Source organism: Microcoleus sp. A2-C3, assembly GCF_036706065.1.
Classification (GTDB): Bacteria; Cyanobacteriota; Cyanobacteriia; order Cyanobacteriales; family Microcoleaceae; genus Microcoleus.
Genome location: NZ_JAUBVX010000005.1, coordinates 64,658 through 81,433, shown reverse-complemented (window position 1 = coordinate 81,433; position 16,776 = coordinate 64,658). Strand labels below are relative to the sequence as shown.

The window sequence follows — 16,776 nt, the reverse complement described above, 5'->3', positions numbered from 1 at the left end:
ATTAGGGAAAATTGCCGTATGATGCATCAGAGTGCGTGATTTTATCAAAAATCGACAAGCTACAATCTGACGCACCTTACTAGCTAAAATTTGTCGGATGATGCGGAGCGAGTGCGTTATTTTCTCAATCATCAAACAGCTACAATCTGACACACCCACTACTCTCTACAAGCGTTTAACCAGTATCCACCGCAACTCCAACGGCGGCGTTTCTTGCACTGAAAATAAATCGCGCCCGCTGGCCCAACTCACAAACCAAGGTGTCGGCGGCCACGCAGAATCAGCCAAATGTTTTTGTTCGTATTCAATCACCGATTCATCAGAAATAATTTCTAACGGTAAACCCTCGATTGCTGCTTGCAATTCTTGTCTGGTAATTAAATAAGACCAACACAATTCAGACATTTGTTTTGCCATCTCATCGGGTTCGTACCCATCGACGGCTAAGAAAGTGCTGAATAGTATAAAGCCGCCACTTAACACAGCATCGGACATTTTGCCGAGGAATAAGCGGACTTGTTCGGGATAGCGGAAGTGGGAGAGAACTTCGGTAGCAATCGCTAATTTGTACCGATAGGTTTTCATTCTCAATAAAGGATCTAAAACATCGCCTTGGGTGACATTTATCGGCAAATTTTCGGCGGTGGCTGCTGCTGATAGTTTTTCGGCAAATATGGGCGTTAGCTCGATCGCATCCACGGAATGTCCTAACCTTGCTAAAGGCAGACTATTGCGCCCTGGGCCCGCACCGACATCTAAAATAGCTGCTTTACCCGGTTCACCTAATTCGGCGGCAATGGCGATAACTTTGGCATCAGGATGGCTGCCAAATAAAGGTTCGGGACGAATATCCGGCCAGCTATGATATTTCTGGGCCATTGATTCGACTTCAATCTTGGTATTGAGAGTAATGCCGCCCGCTAAACCAGTTTGGGCATTGGCGGGAAAGTATGAGACTATGAGATTAGCGTGGGGGGAATTTTTGAATCCTTCTACTAAGGCGTTGGCGATTAATGTTCGCAAGTTTTCGGATTGAGCAGCGTCGAGGTTTTGTCCGAGGATATTTAGGAAGTCTGAGAGTAATTTAAAATAGTCGTCTAACATTGATGGCAAGCAAGGCAGATAAAATTCTCCCTTGATGCCGATGTTCTTTTTCAGCCTTTCTTTGAGTATTAATTTCAGGCGATTAGAATCAGTCAGCGGCGGGCCACTTTCGGGTGAGTCGCTGACGGGCAATTCGGGGACAGATGCAGCACTGGCAAGGTTTTTAGTCACAATGTTTTTGATGGGATTCGGCAATAAGTGCGATCGCGCCTAACATAATTTTATGCTCTTGCACCTGAATTCTCGCGTGCAGCGTTTCAGCCGTATCATCAGGCAATATCGGCACAGCAGCCTGCATTAAAATCGGCCCGCTGTCTACTTCCAAATGAGCGATGTGCACCGTACATCCGGTGATTTTCACCTTGGCGGCGAGTGCTTGTTCGACGGCGCGAATTCCTGGGAAACTCGGCAGCAAACTGGGGTGAATGTTAATAACTTTGTCTGGAAAAGCATCGAGCAAAACTTTGGTGACGATACGCATCCAACCTGCCATCACTACCCATTCTACATCATGAGATTGGAAAGTTTTAACAATTTTTGTATCTAATTCTTCGCGGCTTTTGCAATCGCGGTGATTGAGCATAATCGAGGGAATGCCGTATTTTTTAGCTCTGGCCGCGGCTTTCGCTTCGGGATTGTTGTAAATTAATACTGGGATTTCAACATTAAGTTGTCCCTTTTGGATGGCTTCGGCAATTACCTCGAAGTTGCTGCCGCTACCTGAAGCTAAAATTCCTAATTTTAAGGGCGGATGAGCCGGAGAGGTAGAAGGAAAGCTAATCTCAGGAGAAATCAGGCTAGGGAAGGAATTAGCAGATGCTTGATTAAGTGTCATAAGTAGAAGGAAGAAGGAAGAAGGAAGAAGGAAGAAGGAAGAAGGAAGAAGGAAGAAGGAAGAAGGAAGAAGACAGACATAGAAAGCTTTTTAGCGATCCGTATTTTACCTTGAATTAGGTGGATCAACTTAAATACTATCAAAAATAATCAATTAGATTCTACAACAACATTATTAAAAAACTCTTCCCTGAGAATCGAATAAATTTTGAGATCCCAATATCTACCCTTAACAAATAGCTGCTGTCGCAAAATCCCTTCCAATTGCATCCCCACCTTTTCCATCACCCTCGCCGAAGCAATATTGTTAACTTCACATCTACCCACAATTCGATTTAACAACATTTCCCGAAACCCGAATTCAATAATTGCATTGACAGCCTCGCTCATGTATCCTTCGCCCCAATATCTCCCAGAAAGTGCGTAGCCAATTTCCCCGCGGCTGTGCGTCATGCTCCATTCCACAAATCCGCAAGTACCGATCAATTTCTTCTCAGCTTTGTGGACAATTCCCCAATCTACAAGCTCTCGTTTTTTGTACATTTTTGTCAGAGACTTGAGAAAGTATTTAGTGTCTTCGATGGAGACATGAGTTGACCACATTGTGTATTCTGATACTTCGGGATTTGAGGCATACTCAAACATATCACTGGCATCGTTTAAGGTAATTTTTCGGAGCAGGAGCCTTTCAGTTTCTATAGTGGGTAAATTCGCCAATATATCGAGAAGATTCATTGTGAGATTGACCTATATTGTGATACCATTTAAAACTAAAAGCTAAAATTTATAAGCCAATGGTTCCGATGAAATCTGGGCGTTTTAACTGGTTGGACAATGAATCGATCGCAGCTTGGACATTTCTAGCCCCAGCTTTACTGTTTTTGGGTACTTTTTTGATTTTGCCGATCGCCTATTTATTCTACCTCAGCTTTACCAGCGGCAGCTTTACCCAGTCGGGAGTCCGTTTGATTGGTTTGAAGAACTACTCGCGCCTCATCACAAACCCGGATTTTTGGCAAATCCTCCAAAACACGATCTATTTTACTACCGCCACAGTCATTCCCAGTTTAGTCATTCCGTTGGGTTTGGCAGTTTTGCTAAATCGCTCGTTTGCTTGGCGCGGAGCTCTCCGCACTGCTTATTTTATCCCTTCGATTACCTCTTTGGTTGCTGTTGGCTTGGGTTGGCGGTGGTTGTTTCAAACCGATGGCCCGGTGAATGGTATGCTAAGTGCGATCGGCTTAAATCCAATTCCTTGGCTGAGTAGCACAGTTTGGGCAATGCCAGTCATAATCTTGCTCAGTGTTTGGAAACAATTAGGCTTTAATATGGTAGTATTTTTAGCAGGATTGCAAGCAATTCCGGTAAATCGTTACGAAGCAGCCGAATTGGATGGAGCTAATGCTTGGCAACAATTTTGGTACATCACTTTACCCGGTTTGCGGCCGACTTTAGTATTCGCTACGGTGACTACAGCTATTTTTACCCTGCGGAGTTTCGAGCAAGTTTACGTCATCACCGGCGGCGGCCCTTTGAACTCTACTAATTTGCTAGTTTATTATATTTACGAGCAAGCTTTTTCGCAATTTGATTTTGGCTATGCAGCCGCAGCCGCAACTTTTCTGATGGCTATAGCTTTGATATTAGTTTATGTTCAGCTAAAAGTTTGGGGCGAAGATTCTTAATTAGGTAGGGACACAGCTATTGGTGTCAAGTTAAGACTAAAATCCATCACAAATCTCGCTTTGATCTGAGTGTAGATCCCCCTAAATCCCCCTTAAAAAGGGGGACTTTGAAGCTCTTGTCCCCCCGTTGTTAAGGGGGACTTTGAAGCTCTTGTCCCCCCCTTTTCAAGGGGGGTTAGGGGGGATCGAGAGGCTCATGTTAAGCGACAAAATATTGGTAACTTTTGATATTAATGCAAATAATACGTTCCTAGTTGGCATAAAACATACTTCTGATAGAGAGCAAAAATATCAGCGATTTGTTATTGTACAAATGGTATAATTTAAATCATTCAAGCTATGCCAAAAATTATTCGCCATCGCGCCACAAAAATCTGTCTTCTGTGTCTTGCTTGCTTGTTAGCAATTACTATTTCGCCAATTTTTACGCCAGCTCAATCGACCAGTCAATTAGACTTTCGGATTACTCAATTAGAAGGTCAAATTGCTGAACTCCGGGGACAAATCTACAGTTTGCAGTCTCAAGGTTCTGGAGTGAACCGGCCTCAGTCTCCAAACCGCCCTGGTTCGGGCAGGACAAATTCTAGAATGCTTTCGGGAGACCCGCTGTTTGACAATTTAGCAACTTTGGCAATTGAAACTAAGCAGGATGTGCTCAAAATTAAAGAGCGGTTGTCTAAGTTAGAATCGTCGAGAAATCGCTAGTTATTAGTCAGAAGGAAGAGGGAAGAAAGAAGAGGGAAGAAGGAAGAGGGAAGAAGGAAGAAGGACGAGGAAGAATTATGAGGAAGAATTATGAGGAAGAATTATGAGGAAGAATGACGAGGGAAATAGTCAGAAGAAAAAGCGAAGAAGTAAAAAGGAAAAAGTCTCCCCCTCTCCCACTCTCCCCCTCTCCCACTCTCCCCCTCTCCCCCTCTCCCACTCTCCCCCTCTCCCCCTCTCCCACTCTCCCCCACTCTCCCCGTCTCCGACTTTGAGCTACCCAAAAGCAGGGTCTGCTAAAAGTCAACTTGCAGAACTATTCAATGATATGGAAGTAATAGGCTGCAACCAGAAAATTGATCGCTAACAGCCCCAAAAACCAGGCCGCGCGAAAGGTGTAAGGGAATTTGCCCGTTTTCATCACGGAGTCGGATTTTAATTGGTTCTTTGCTATCTCTGCCATGATTCAAGCTCCTAATTCATAAGTCACTGTATTCACAAATAGCAGAGAGCGTCGCACATGACACAATCCTTTAGTGTTATTTTTTGTAACTAGGAGTTTATACCGAGTTAAATAAAGATTGATTTCAATGGCTCTCTCCTGCGTGGTAGGAACTGCGGACGAGAGGCCCCGATCGCACGCGCTCAAACCCCATCTCCCTGGCGATCGACCCAAAACGGTCAAATTCGGCTGGTGTCCAGTATTTGCGTACTGGGAGGTGTTCTAGAGATGGTCTCATGTATTGACCGAGGGTGAGTCGATCGCACTTGGCATCCCGCAAATCAACCATCGCTTCGACAACCTCGGCCTCCGTTTCCCCGTGCCCCAACATCAAACCGGATTTGGTGGGAATGGTTGGGTCAAATTGCTTGACAATTCGCAAAACGTCGATCGAGCGATCGTACTTAGCCCCCCTCCGCACCGGCCCTTGCAACCGTCGCACCGTCTCAATATTGTGGTTGTAACAAGCCGGTTTCGCCTCCACCACCGTCCGAACCCGCTCTCGCTGCAACTGATCCAGGCCGGAATTCTCCCCATCTGAACTCCTCCCCATTCCCCCCCAGAAATCTGGCGTTAGTACCTCAACTTCAGTATCGGGGTTTAAGTGGCGGATTTGGGCGATCGTCAACGCAAACCAACCCGCGCCCCCATCCGGCAAATCGTCCCTCGCCACCGAAGTCAGCACGGCATAGCGCAAACCCAACAATTGCACCGCCTCGGCCACCTTCTGCGGTTCCTCCGGGTCGAGGGGCATCGGAGAATGACCCTTATCTACTTGACAAAAAGCACAAGCACGGGTGCAAGTCTGCCCCATTAACAAAAAAGTCGCCGTTTTTTGGGCGTAGCACTCCCCCCGGTTGGGACATCTGCCCTCCTCACAAATTGTGTGAATTTGCCGCTGTTTAATAATTTTCTGCACTTCGGAAAGTTCGCTGGCTTTGCCAATGGGCCTGCGCAACCACTCCGGCATCGCCTCGATTTCCCCCCGCATTTGAGCGGCAGTTGGTTTGACAGTAAGAGTTTGAGGAGTTTGGGGCGACATAAAATTAAGTGGCATTGAGTTAATATAGTCGATCGTATCCGAAATCAAAGTCCCTGAACTTGTAGCAGCCTCGCCATCAGAATCGCGCGCGAGGTGGCAGCAAAACTCAACTAGCGCAGAATTCTAGGTAGAATTCTCTTAGAGATATACTGAAGGTTGCAAATCACAAGACCACACGGTTCGCGGCTTTCCTCAGAGACTTCAGTCCTTCCTAGCAAAGCGACTCCGGGGACTTTAGTCCCGGTAGTCTGCGATCTATAATCTAGAGGCGACTAAGTAAATCTGTCTGCGTGACGAACTATCCTAGTACGGAGAAATTCCGGCCACTTAGTAAGCGCCTCAATGCGTTACACAAAAAGAGCGAGTAACAGCAGGATGGGGAGCGTACCGAACTAGCGAAAGTGATAGACCCAGAAAGCATTTGAAAAGGATAACGTAAGCGCGATTGCAGCATCGAAAGATAGTTGTTTTGAGCGAAAGCGAGGCACCTTGACAATGCCTTTGAATATTGGTTTCTGATCTATTCAAAAATCTCAGTGGCCCCGGCCCTGAGACCGTCAACACTCATTACTGAAGGAGTCAGTCGTGGCTGGTCAAAAAATCTTGGTAATCGATGACAGTAAAGTCATCCGCGTTCGAGTTCGAGAGATGTTGCCTCAGGGTAACTTTGAAGTTCTAGAAGCAAAAGACGGCGAAGAGGGACTCAAACTGATCCGTCAAGCCCGACCGAATCTAATTATGTTAGATTTTCTACTGCCCAAAGTCAGCGGTTGGGAAGTGTATCAAAAAGTGCAAGCCCATCCTGAGCTTTCCAAGATACCTTTGGTGATCATGTCGGGCCGCGAAGAAGAGGTGATGGAGAAAATTCCGAAACCCTTCGAGAAACATTTCTTTGCATTCATCGCTAAACCCTTTGAGAAGAAGCAGCTAACCGAGGCGATCAAATCGGCGATGGTACTGGCCAAAAAGAAACCAGTACCAGAAGCCCCTGGCGCTGCTGCACCCAGCTCTGGAGCGGGTGGCGCTGACATTCAGGCGATGACTCAGCAAATGGCGAAAATGCAAGCGGAAATTGATACACTCAAAAAACAAATGACTCAGGTGATTACGATCATCAAGCAGATGAAAGCAAAATAATTCTGCTGTCCTTTGTTTCTTGAAGGCACTTATGTAGAAGGCACTTATGTAGAAGGAAACTTCCACACAGTGCAACTTCTTATTAAGTATCAATGTGCTCGCTTGTACTTGTATCCGCTTTTTTTGCCAATTTTGTTGAGCGTGTGCGATCGCCAACAGCTTGCAATGAGTTTCTCAAAATTCTAGTGAGAAAATCAATTGAAAGTTGAAAATTAAACCAGGGAGGAAATCAATTATTAATCTTAATTCAGATTTTTAATTACAGAAAAAATTGGTTTAAAGCTTGAACCCTTGTAGGGAGAAATTAGAAGAAGACTATTCATTACTCCAATCCTCTTCCTTTTAGGTAGAGGTCGCCCTCAAGCTGTCAACTGTCAACTGTCAACTGTCAACTGAATGAACGTTCGTGCCACGCTCAACTATCAACTCCTCAGTCTCATTTTTTTGGTTAATGACTAACGACTATTCCGATTTTTTGCCTCAACTGCGTGCCTCAACTGAGCAATTGTTGAAAAGATTAGACTGCTTCGATCGAGCGCAGGTATTAGCGATCGGAGATTTGACCTTGGACGAGTTTCTTACCGGACAAGTAGAGCGAATTTCCCGCGAAGCACCTGTGTTGATTTTGCGCTACGAAAATACTCGGCAATTACCCGGAGGTGGCGCAAATGCTGTCTACAATTTAGCCAAACTGGGAGGCAAAGTCAAAGTTGCCGGTTTGGTAGGAAAAGACGACCAGGGAAAGGCTTTGTGCGGTATTTTTGAGGCGGCGGGAATTGATACGGGCGGGATTTTCATCGATTCGCAGCGTCCAACTGTCACCAAAACTCGAATTTCCGGGCACGCGCGACAGTCAGTGACTCAGCAAATTGTCCGAGTCGATCGCAAATCTGACGAGTTGCCGAATTTAGATTTGCAGTTGCAATTGGCAGACTACATCCGGCAGCAAATCCCGACAGTCGATGCGGTGGTTTGTTCTGACTACGGTGACGGAGTTTTGACTCGTTTGGCGATCGAATCAGCAGTAGTTCCCGGCAAAACAATCGTAGACGCTCAAACAGATTTGCAGCGATATTCTGGAGCGATGCTGTTTACTCCGAACTTGCCAGAAGCCGAGCAAGCAGTCGGATATGCGATCAAAAATCCTCAAACTTTAATGCAAGCAGGACGCGATTTATTGAACTTAACTCAAGCTCAAAAAATCCTGATTACTCGCGGCGAAGAAGGGATGAGTTTGTTTGAAAGGGTGAACGGCGAACCAATCAAAAATTCACCCCCTCCAACATCCACTTGTGAAAACGGGGAATTTGCCATTCAAAGCTGGGATATTCCCCCTTTTAACAAGACTGATGTATTCGACGTAACCGGTGCTGGAGATACAGTCGTAGCGGCAATGACTTTAGCTTTGTGCGTCGGTGCATCCGGTTGGGAAGCGGCAGTTTTGGGCAATTTAGCTGCTAGTATTGTCGTGCGTCAATTCGGTACGGCGACGACGACTGCGGAGGAAATGAAAGAAGCTTTGAAAACGATGGTTGACGAGTAGTCAGTTGTTATTGGTAATTGGTAATTGGTCATTGGTTATTGGTTATTGTTGACTGTTGACTGTTGTTACCAATCACCAATGCCCAATGCCCAATGCCCAATGCCCAATGCCCAATGACTACTGACTACTGACTACTGACTACTTACTCTTCTTCAAAATTTGTCCTTTGTCATCAATCGTCAAACCAGTATTTGGAAAATCGCTCTTTGTCAAACGGCGAATCAACCCCACACTCCTAAAATCTTGATCCACAGACGGAATACCTTGCTTGTCAAGTTCCACGGGGATAATCTTACCAGAAACAAAATCCCCTTGCGGAGTCATTTTCACATCCAAAATCAGAGATTGACCGAGTTCGGCCGCTGTGGACAAAGTGCGATAACCCATAAAATTGCCCAGGGAATAAGCAATCAATTTGCCTTTGTAAAGTTCCATAGCTCTGGTAACGTGCGGGCCATGTCCTAAAATTAAATCTGCTCCCGCATCAATCATCGTTCGCGAAAACAAAACCATATTTCCCCGGTTTTCTCCGTAAAAAAACTCGTTTTTATTTTTGACATTCAGAGCTCCAGTTCCTTCAGCTCCCGCATGAACGGATATCACTACAATATCGGCGTTTTGCTTCGCTTTTTTGACAAGTTCTGCCCCCGCTTGCAGTTCCAGCAAGGAATTGTGAACTTCGCCGTAGTTGCTGAAACCGATAAAAGCAACATTTACGCCTTTGACATTTTGATAAACAATTTGGTTCCTTTTACCAACTGCTTTCATGCCGTTGCTGTCGATGTTTTTAATCGTGTCCTTAAATCCCTGCTCGTTAAAATCGTAAGAGTGATTGTTGGCAATATTCAAAATATCAAAACCAACATCTTTGAAGATTTTGGCATAACTCGGAGGAGTCCGAAAGGCAAACAGCATTCGTCCGCTGACTCCTTTGGAACTGTAAGGGTAATCGGTCATCGTGCTTTCAAAATTGCCAAACAAAATGTCGGCTCCTTGAAGGTACGGTTTTACCGATTCAAATAGACGCTCCTTATTTTGTGGCAGTTTGTTGTAAGGAAAATTGGTGCCGGGGATCATGTCGCCAACTGCTTTGATGCTGACAGTTGCGGGCAGATTGGCAGGTATTTTTGCTGCCTGGGATGGCGATTTGGGAGCGGGTTTGGCTGATGCTGACGCTGGGATTGATTCCTTGCGGGATGGCTTGGCCGCGCTTACTTTTTGTACCGCAGGCTTTGAGGTAACAGGGTTAATCGTAGCGGTGGTTGAGGATTTATTGAATTGAGAACCGAGTACAAAGCCTGCTATCGGTATGAAAATCAGGCTGAGAGTACCGACTGACAGCCAAGATTTTTTATTTTTAGGACTGGCTAAATCTGGCCGCCGTGATACCTTTTGTTGGCGTTGTTTTTTGGGTTGGGGAGTTGGGATTCTATCTGGAGGCTGTGATACCTTTTGTTGGCGTTGTTTTTTGGGTTGGGGAGTTGGGATTCTATAGGATGTGCGGGGGGATTTTTCTGGTATTTGAATGGGTGGGGTTGTGATCTTTTGAGGTGTTTCTAGCTTTGGTAAGGCTACAGGAATTGGGGCAGTGGCTACACTGGCGACACCTACAGCAATTTTGACAGGGGCTACAGTTGCGGGTGCTGCTACACTCACTGGTGCGGCTACGGTTAGGCGTGCACTAGCCAAGCGTTTTTTTAATTCTACTGTCTGAGTCCAAGCGGGCAATTGTTGGCCTTCTTTCCGCCCGTAAACGGTTACTCCGTAAATGTTTTTTGGTTGCAACCGCTGCAACCCCTTGACTGCGACTCGGAGACAGGCTTCTTCTGCGGGCAATTGTTCTGCTTCCAGCAGCAGGTGCAGGGTTTCATTTTCCAAGCTGCCTTTAGCTGTGACGCCGAAGGTTTCGAGTGCTTGGCCGATCAGAAATGCGATCGCCCTTGGGTCGCCTTCTTTTGCTAAATTTAAGATATCTTGTTGGCTCACAAATGCCTCTACTCTCACACGATAAATTTAGCTCGATCTTATATCAGATTTGGCGAAACATGATTAAATGGCGATCGATTTAACTTAAGTATGTAAATACAAATAAACATAGTGAAAATATTCAGTTTAGCAGGTCAAAATACACTCAAAAACCAGATTTCTCGTTGCCACTGCCAATCCCCCTTGTCCGAGTACCCGTTAAAATTAAGACAAAAGCGGCGCAGCAGCGACTAAACAGTTAAACTCACAGGTGATGGCACGCAGTGAGCAGCGAGCAACAATCGCCAGCCTCGCAGCGTCTGCATAGCAGGTAGGGGAGGATTCGCTGGCAATCAACTTTCAAAGATGCCCCTGCTTTATGCGCAGCCGCCGTTATTGACGCAATTGTGTTAATGAGATCCGGCTCGCTGCCACCTCAAACCAGAATTTTTTGCGAGAAAGCGTGGTATTTGTGAGTTAGTTGGGCGCATAGCAGCTAGGATCGAGCTAACTCAAGGTTACACTAAAGCTCGTCATGCGGCGTTGCCTCTCAAAACCCCGATTGAGTCTTATGGCGCACTACCGCTCCACTGTATGTTTGTTCACCTGCATTGCCTGTCTGGGCGCTGCCTTCAGTCCAAGTGCGGACGGAAGGCAACAGATTGTCAATGCTTCCTACCAGGTTGTTTCTCAAGAAATTGCTCAGGCGGACTCTCCCCCGGACTCTAGTCAGGACTCCAATCCCCAAAAACCCTCTCCAGCGCCCAATAAAAACAAATCTAAGCCGTCCCAACCGCCAAAATCCAATTCCAAAATCCCAAAACCAATTTCCAAGATAATTGTCATTTTGTCGCACCAGCGGGGATTGTTAGTGTTGGGTTTGGCCGCAGTTGTCGTCACGGCAGCGGCAGTATTTATCATGCTGAAATTGGTTAGCAGTGGCGAGTCAAATAATTCTAATCGAAGACGGGTTCGAGGCGATCGCCAAAACCAAAGAAACCCTCGATTCACCAATCCCGATGCTCAGCAGACAAACTTGCGGGAAACACGAGAGCAACAGGTTTCTTCTGGGGGACTAAAACCGCTACCAGCATTGCCCTACCCTGTGAATTTCCCCAAGGGCTACAATGTCGAAAACACTGATCTGCCTTTACCGTTTATCCTAGAATCTGGGGAACTAGAATCGGAGGATGCGGGGGTAGAGGGCGATCGAATTAATTCCGACACTTGGCCCTTGGAAACTCAGAATAACGGCTACAGCGACACAGGTTTCAATATTCCCGAAACAGCTAATCGAGCCGATTCGCTAGCGAGTCGGAAGAAAGATATTTCCCATCCAGAAACAGATGGCAGACCTAAAGTTGATATTATTGAAGCACTGATTGAAGATTTGCAGCACTTAAATCCGGCAAAAAGGCGCAAAGCAATTTGGGAACTCGGCCAGCAGGGAGATTCCAGAGCAGTTGAGCCGTTGCTGGATTTACTAGGAAATTCTGACTCTAAGCAGTACAGTTTAATTCTGGCAAGTCTTTCGGAAATTGGCATTCGCACGCTCAAACCCATGAATAATGCCTGGTCAATTTCCTTGCAAAATGAAAACCCGGAAGTGCGGAAAAATGCGATTCGCGATTTGACACGGATTTACGAATTGGTGAATCAAATCAGTTACTTGTTGCACCGTGCGACGGATGATCCAGATGCAGAAGTTCAGGAGACTGCTCGCTGGGCTATTAATCAGTTGAATCGCATTCATCCGCGCTCTGGGAGGGATGATTAGTTATTGGGAATTGGGTAATTGGGCATTGGGAATTGGGCATTGGGAATTGGGAATTGGGCATTGGGCATTGGTCATTGGTCATTGGTCATCGGAAAATTATGATAACGTTTTATTGTGATTACTAATTACGAGTGTGGACGCTTGCACTGCAATCGGAAAATTATTATATCGATCGACGAAAACTTTATGATTATTGATAATATGCTAAAATAAGTGACTAATGACTAATGACTAATAACGAATGACTAATAACTCTTTAAAATTATTGTTCCTATCAACTTCTGTCGGTCAACTCGGTTCTGGGTTGGGTGGCGGAGTTGAACTTACAGTGCTCAACACTGCTAAAGAATTGCAGCGTCGAGGCCATAAAATCACAGTGGTAGCACCGACAGGTTCAGTTTTAGAATCAATTCCAGTCGTCGGAATCACGGGCGATTTGCAAGTAACGGCCCAAACACAAGATTACCACGATCCGATTGTGATGCCGGCCGATTCTGTGCTGGCGAATATGTGGGAATATGCTCGCCATGTTCAGGATGAATGGGATCTGATTGTTAACTTTGCCTACGATTGGCTGCCATTTTATTTAACACCATTTTTTAATACTCCGATCGCACATTTTATCAGTATGGGCTCACTTTCGCGATCGCTCGATCGCATCGCCGGACAAATCGCCACCAAATTTCCGGGTACGCTGGGAGTTTGCACCCTTACCCAAGCCCAAACCTTTGCCTTTGGTAGCGAGTGTCAGTTAGTGGGAAGCGGTGGCATCGATTTATCGCTGTACGAATTTTGCAGCCAACCGGAACCAAAATTAGCTTGGCTAGGCCGCATCGCCCCGGAAAAAGGCTTAGAAGATGCAGTGGCGGCCGCGAAAATTACAGGCATTCCCCTGAAAATTATGGGCAAAATGCAGGATGAGGATTATTGGCAAAGAATTTGTGCAGATTACCCGGATGCTCCGGTAGAATATTTAGGCTTTCTGACAACAACCAAAATGCAAGAGCAAGTCCGTCAGTGCCGAGCATTGTTGATGACGCCGCGCTGGGTGGAAGCTTTTGGAAATGTCGCGATCGAGGCTTTAGCGTGCGGTGTGCCCGTGATTTCCTATGAGCGCGGGGGCCCGGCGGAAATTGTTCGAGACGGGCTGACGGGCTTTTTAGTGGAGCCTGACAGTGTAAATGGGTTGGTAAGTGCGATCGACCGTTTAGACAAAATTGACCGCAGCGCTTGCCGGCGACAAGCAGAGGTAGAATACAACTTAGAAGCTGCCGGCGATCTTTTTGAAAGCTGGTTCAAATCTATTCTAAAATTGAGTTAAATAAACTCTTAATCAACCACAACAAAAGACCAGAAAAAAAACTATGGCAACTGAACGTTTAGTGCTTTTATCGAGCAGAGAAGTGGAAAAAATGCGTCAAGCTGGCCGCTTAGCAGCTCAGCTTCTGCTGCATCTCGAACCAATGATCAAACCAGGTGTCAGCACTCTGGCAATTAACGACGAAGCCGAACGTTGGACTTTAGCGCACGGCGCAACAAGTGCTCCGCTAGGTTATAAAGGATTTCCGAAATCTCTGTGCGCTAGTGTCAATGAAGTTGTCTGTCACGGCATCCCGAATGCGAAACAAATTCTCAGAAAAGGTGACATTATTAACATTGATGTAACGCCTTTAGTTGATGGCTATCATGGCGATACTTCTAAGACTTTCTTTGTTGGAGAACCTTCACCTATAGCTAAAAGGTTAGTTGAAGTAACTGAAGAATGTCTGAGAAGAGGAATTGCAGAAGTTAAGCCTGGTGCTCGTACTGGAGACATCGGTGCAGCGATTCAAGAATATGCGGAAGCCCAGGGTTTTTCTGTAGTGCGAAATTTTGCGGGACACGGCGTGCATCGCGTTTTTCACACTGAACCAGAAATTTTGCACTACGGCAAGCGGGGGACGGGAAAGAAGCTCAGACAAGGCATGGTTTTTACGATCGAGCCGATGATTAATGAGGGTACTTGGGATGTAGAAATTTTGGCCGATGGTTGGACTGCTATCACTAAGGATAAAAAGCTTTCGGCTCAATTTGAACACACTCTGGCTGTGACTGATTCTGGGGTGGAAATTTTGACTTTGCCATAGGTGTGAAAGGTAGCAATTTGTAGGGGCGGGTTCACCCGAATTTCAAATGAAACCCCAGAGTCCAAAAACCCGCCCTCCCCATCGCAGAATTCCCAAAAATTGCCAGGTAATCGGAGTTGGTTGGTTGGGTGGGGGCGAGTTTATAAATACTCTGGATGTGAATTACAGATTGTTGGTGAACTCGCCCCTACAGAATTGGTTCAAATTAATCAGAATTGATAGGACACCATTTTTACTAATTTTGGCTAAAGAGAAGTGTGGGATTTTTTTACATTAGCCCTGTTTGTCAGGTGCGTCGCTGTGAGATTGTCTGTATTTAGCTAGGGATTTTTATCAAGCCACGCACCCTACATCCGTTACATCCGCTACAAAATCTGTTGCCGAACTTCCTTCGATAATAACTAACATGAAATGGCTGCAACCGGGAGATTTGCTGCGCGTGATTGCACCTAGTGGCGCGCTTCGAGAATTGACTAATTTTGAACGCGGTTTGGAAATTTGGAAATCCCGCGGCTATCGCATTGAATTAACACCGGGTTTTGCCGATCGCACTGGCTACTTGGCCGGCTCCGACGAAAACAGAGTCCTACAGCTTGCAGATGCCCTCAGTGACCCGGATTGTCGCGGTATTCTGTGTGCTAGAGGCGGTTTCGGTAGCACTAGACTTTTGGAAAAAGGCAAAGTGGGAGATTGGGCAAATTCCGGGTTTCCTACTCCCGATTCCCATGCGCCGAAATGGTTAATCGGCTTTTCTGACATTACTGCTTTGCTGTGGAATGACGATAAATTAGGCATTTGGGGCGTTCATGGGCCGATGCTGACAACTTTGGGCGCGGAACCGGATTGGTCTGTCGATCGACTTTTTGACTATATCGAAGGCCGTCCCTTACAATCTTTGCAAGGTAAGGGATGGGCTGGTTGCAAGGCTGCGGGGCGGCTGTTTCCGGCGAATCTGACGGTGGCTACTCATTTGCTCGGAACCCCGTATCAACCGGATTTGACGGGTGTTATTCTCGCATTTGAGGATGTTTCCGAGGCTCCTTACAGGGTCGATCGGATGCTGACTCAGTGGCGGATGGCCGGGGCTTTTGCGGGGGTGCGGGGGATTGCTTTGGGGCGCTTCAGTCGCTGCGAGATTGACCCGAAGATTCCTACTTTTAGCATAGAAGAAGTTTTGCGCGATCGGCTTTTAAACCTAAATATTCCGATTGTCTCGGATTTGCCATTTGGCCACGAAGGGGTTAACGCTGCTTTACCGATGGGAATTGAGGCGAGTATCGACGGTGAATCGGGATTGCTGATTTGTGGGGATACATCGCAACTTTAAAAGCTGCATCAACGTCTATAAGTTTGTAGGGTGCGTCATGGGAAAAATTATTAGTCTGCGGTTAAAAAAATCAGCCCTGACGCACCCCAAAATAACGAAAGTTGAGACTAATGGTTGAGACGGTGGGCAGAAATTACATTTAAAATGGATTGTGTATGCAAATGTCCGCGACAAGAATGCAAAAAAATTTTATAACTTTCCAGAGGTTGACATGAAAAAACACAACTTGTTAAACAGTATTGCTGCCGCTGTGCTAGTTACAGGATTGGCACTTACGGCGATTCCATCAAATGCAGTTGCTGAACAGATACAAAATAACGATCGCATAAATGGAGTAATCCGCCGCACTTCCCCGATTTACCGTTTCAGAAATATGTGGACACCGGGAAATCCGACGGAAGAATTGCGGGGTCAAGAATATACTTTCAGCGCGCGGGAAGGCGACAACATTGAAGTTTTTTTAGATACAGATAGAAGTCGCGGTTTTACTCCCGTGATGGTACTATTTTACGGAAACAACAAACAAGTCGCTTTTACGCAAGACCGTTCTTTTAACTATCAAATTCCCCGCAGCGGTGATTACAAGCTTTTGGTGTTGGCGAAAGATGCTGCGAGGGGCGGTAACTACACGGTGGAAGTTGCGGGAATTGATGGTGGCGACAGACGGACTAGCAATAGGCGCGATGACAGAAACGACAGGGGCCGAGACAGCCGTGGCTATGATGGAGAACGGATTTTGCGGGATGATTTTGGCTTGAACCCGATCGACTGTCGCCTCAGACGTACTATGGTAAGAGTAAAATTTGATGATGCCGACAGGGACGGGACGTATTGTGCTGTACCGACTCGCCAGTATCCGCAGGGAGACTATTATTACAATTCGCGGACTAGGAATTTAGATTCGGCGAGGAATGATGATGGTAGATTCGATCGCTCTAATGATGATAGCAGGTTCGATCCAAGTCGAGATCAATGTCGCGTATCTGTAGGCGGAGTGTGTGTGACTAGGTAATTTCGTTTGTTTCGTTG

Annotated in this window: 16 protein-coding genes; 9 read left to right on the top strand and 7 right to left on the bottom strand. The window is 46.2% G+C overall.

Annotation, left to right across the window (positions count from 1 at the left end; all coding sequences use genetic code 11):
* Positions 1 to 165: 165 nt before the first annotated feature.
* From QUB66_RS04920 to QUB66_RS04910, 3 genes are all read right to left on the bottom strand, one after another.
* The gene (locus QUB66_RS04920) at positions 166 to 1,275 is read right to left on the bottom strand and encodes a class I SAM-dependent methyltransferase (protein WP_332966660.1); all 1,110 of its coding nucleotides are present in this window, start codon (positions 1,273 to 1,275) and stop codon (positions 166 to 168) included.
* Positions 1,268 to 1,939 (bottom strand): phosphoribosylglycinamide formyltransferase, encoded by a 672-nt coding sequence (gene purN, locus QUB66_RS04915; protein ID WP_332966661.1) that lies wholly within the window; start codon positions 1,937 to 1,939, stop codon positions 1,268 to 1,270. Before purN ends, QUB66_RS04920 begins: the two co-directional genes overlap by 8 nt.
* Before the next feature lie 149 nt (positions 1,940 to 2,088).
* Positions 2,089 to 2,673, bottom strand: coding sequence for a GNAT family N-acetyltransferase (locus QUB66_RS04910; protein WP_265233287.1), 585 nt, complete (start codon positions 2,671 to 2,673; stop codon positions 2,089 to 2,091).
* 59 nt (positions 2,674 to 2,732) lie between these two features.
* On the opposite strand from QUB66_RS04910, the gene QUB66_RS04905 reads away from it, so the two are divergent.
* Together QUB66_RS04905 and QUB66_RS04900 are read left to right on the top strand one after the other, a co-directional pair.
* Positions 2,733 to 3,623 (top strand): carbohydrate ABC transporter permease, encoded by an 891-nt coding sequence (locus QUB66_RS04905; RefSeq protein WP_332966662.1) that lies wholly within the window; start codon positions 2,733 to 2,735, stop codon positions 3,621 to 3,623.
* A gap of 339 nt (positions 3,624 to 3,962) precedes the next feature.
* The gene (locus QUB66_RS04900) at positions 3,963 to 4,328 is read left to right on the top strand and encodes a hypothetical protein (RefSeq protein ID WP_332966663.1); all 366 of its coding nucleotides are present in this window, start codon (positions 3,963 to 3,965) and stop codon (positions 4,326 to 4,328) included.
* A 316-nt stretch (positions 4,329 to 4,644) separates the two neighbouring features.
* Here QUB66_RS04900 and psaX read toward each other — a convergent pair whose 3' ends face one another.
* Both psaX and lipA read right to left on the bottom strand, forming a co-directional pair.
* On the bottom strand, positions 4,645 to 4,749 hold the full coding sequence (gene psaX / locus QUB66_RS04895) for a photosystem I protein PsaX (RefSeq protein WP_321161646.1): 105 nt from the start codon (positions 4,747 to 4,749) through the stop codon (positions 4,645 to 4,647).
* Positions 4,750 to 4,915: 166 nt separating this feature from the next.
* A complete protein-coding gene (gene lipA / locus QUB66_RS04890) occupies positions 4,916 to 5,872 on the bottom strand; it encodes a lipoyl synthase (RefSeq protein ID WP_265238827.1) in 957 nt (318 codons plus the stop codon).
* A 585-nt stretch (positions 5,873 to 6,457) separates the two neighbouring features.
* Between lipA and QUB66_RS04885 the strand changes: the two genes are divergently transcribed.
* Entirely contained in the window at positions 6,458 to 7,009 is a 552-nt protein-coding gene (locus QUB66_RS04885) for a response regulator (protein ID WP_265238823.1), read from the top strand.
* Between the two features lie 451 nt (positions 7,010 to 7,460).
* Complete coding sequence (locus QUB66_RS04880) at positions 7,461 to 8,552, top strand: bifunctional heptose 7-phosphate kinase/heptose 1-phosphate adenyltransferase (protein ID WP_265238822.1); 1,092 nt, start codon at positions 7,461 to 7,463, stop codon at positions 8,550 to 8,552.
* Positions 8,553 to 8,690: 138 nt separating this feature from the next.
* On the opposite strand, the gene QUB66_RS04875 is transcribed toward QUB66_RS04880, so the two are convergent.
* Positions 8,691 to 10,538 (bottom strand): CapA family protein, encoded by a 1,848-nt coding sequence (locus QUB66_RS04875; protein ID WP_332966664.1) that lies wholly within the window; start codon positions 10,536 to 10,538, stop codon positions 8,691 to 8,693.
* A gap of 708 nt (positions 10,539 to 11,246) precedes the next feature.
* Positions 11,247 to 11,438: a hypothetical protein gene (locus QUB66_RS04870; protein ID WP_265238820.1), complete on the bottom strand. Its 192-nt coding sequence runs from the start codon at positions 11,436 to 11,438 to the stop codon at positions 11,247 to 11,249.
* On the opposite strand from QUB66_RS04870, the gene QUB66_RS04865 reads away from it, so the two are divergent.
* The 5 genes from QUB66_RS04865 to QUB66_RS04845 all read left to right on the top strand — a co-directional run bounded on the left by QUB66_RS04865 (position 11,437) and on the right by QUB66_RS04845 (position 16,759).
* Positions 11,437 to 12,294, top strand: a complete 858-nt coding sequence (locus tag QUB66_RS04865) for a HEAT repeat domain-containing protein (RefSeq protein WP_265238819.1) — start codon at positions 11,437 to 11,439, stop codon at positions 12,292 to 12,294. The genes QUB66_RS04870 and QUB66_RS04865 overlap by 2 nt on opposite strands.
* 241 nt (positions 12,295 to 12,535) lie before the next feature.
* On the top strand, positions 12,536 to 13,615 hold the full coding sequence (locus QUB66_RS04860; RefSeq protein ID WP_332966665.1) for a glycosyltransferase family 4 protein: 1,080 nt from the start codon (positions 12,536 to 12,538) through the stop codon (positions 13,613 to 13,615).
* A gap of 43 nt (positions 13,616 to 13,658) precedes the next feature.
* Complete coding sequence (gene map, locus QUB66_RS04855; RefSeq protein ID WP_265238817.1) at positions 13,659 to 14,420, top strand: type I methionyl aminopeptidase; 762 nt, start codon at positions 13,659 to 13,661, stop codon at positions 14,418 to 14,420.
* Between the two features lie 397 nt (positions 14,421 to 14,817).
* Positions 14,818 to 15,747: a S66 peptidase family protein gene (locus QUB66_RS04850; protein ID WP_332966704.1), complete on the top strand. Its 930-nt coding sequence runs from the start codon at positions 14,818 to 14,820 to the stop codon at positions 15,745 to 15,747.
* A 211-nt stretch (positions 15,748 to 15,958) separates the two neighbouring features.
* Positions 15,959 to 16,759 carry a hypothetical protein gene (locus QUB66_RS04845; protein WP_265238816.1) on the top strand — a complete coding sequence of 267 codons (801 nt, stop codon included), beginning with the start codon at positions 15,959 to 15,961 and terminating at the stop codon, positions 16,757 to 16,759.
* The last annotated feature ends 17 nt before the right edge of the window (positions 16,760 to 16,776 follow it).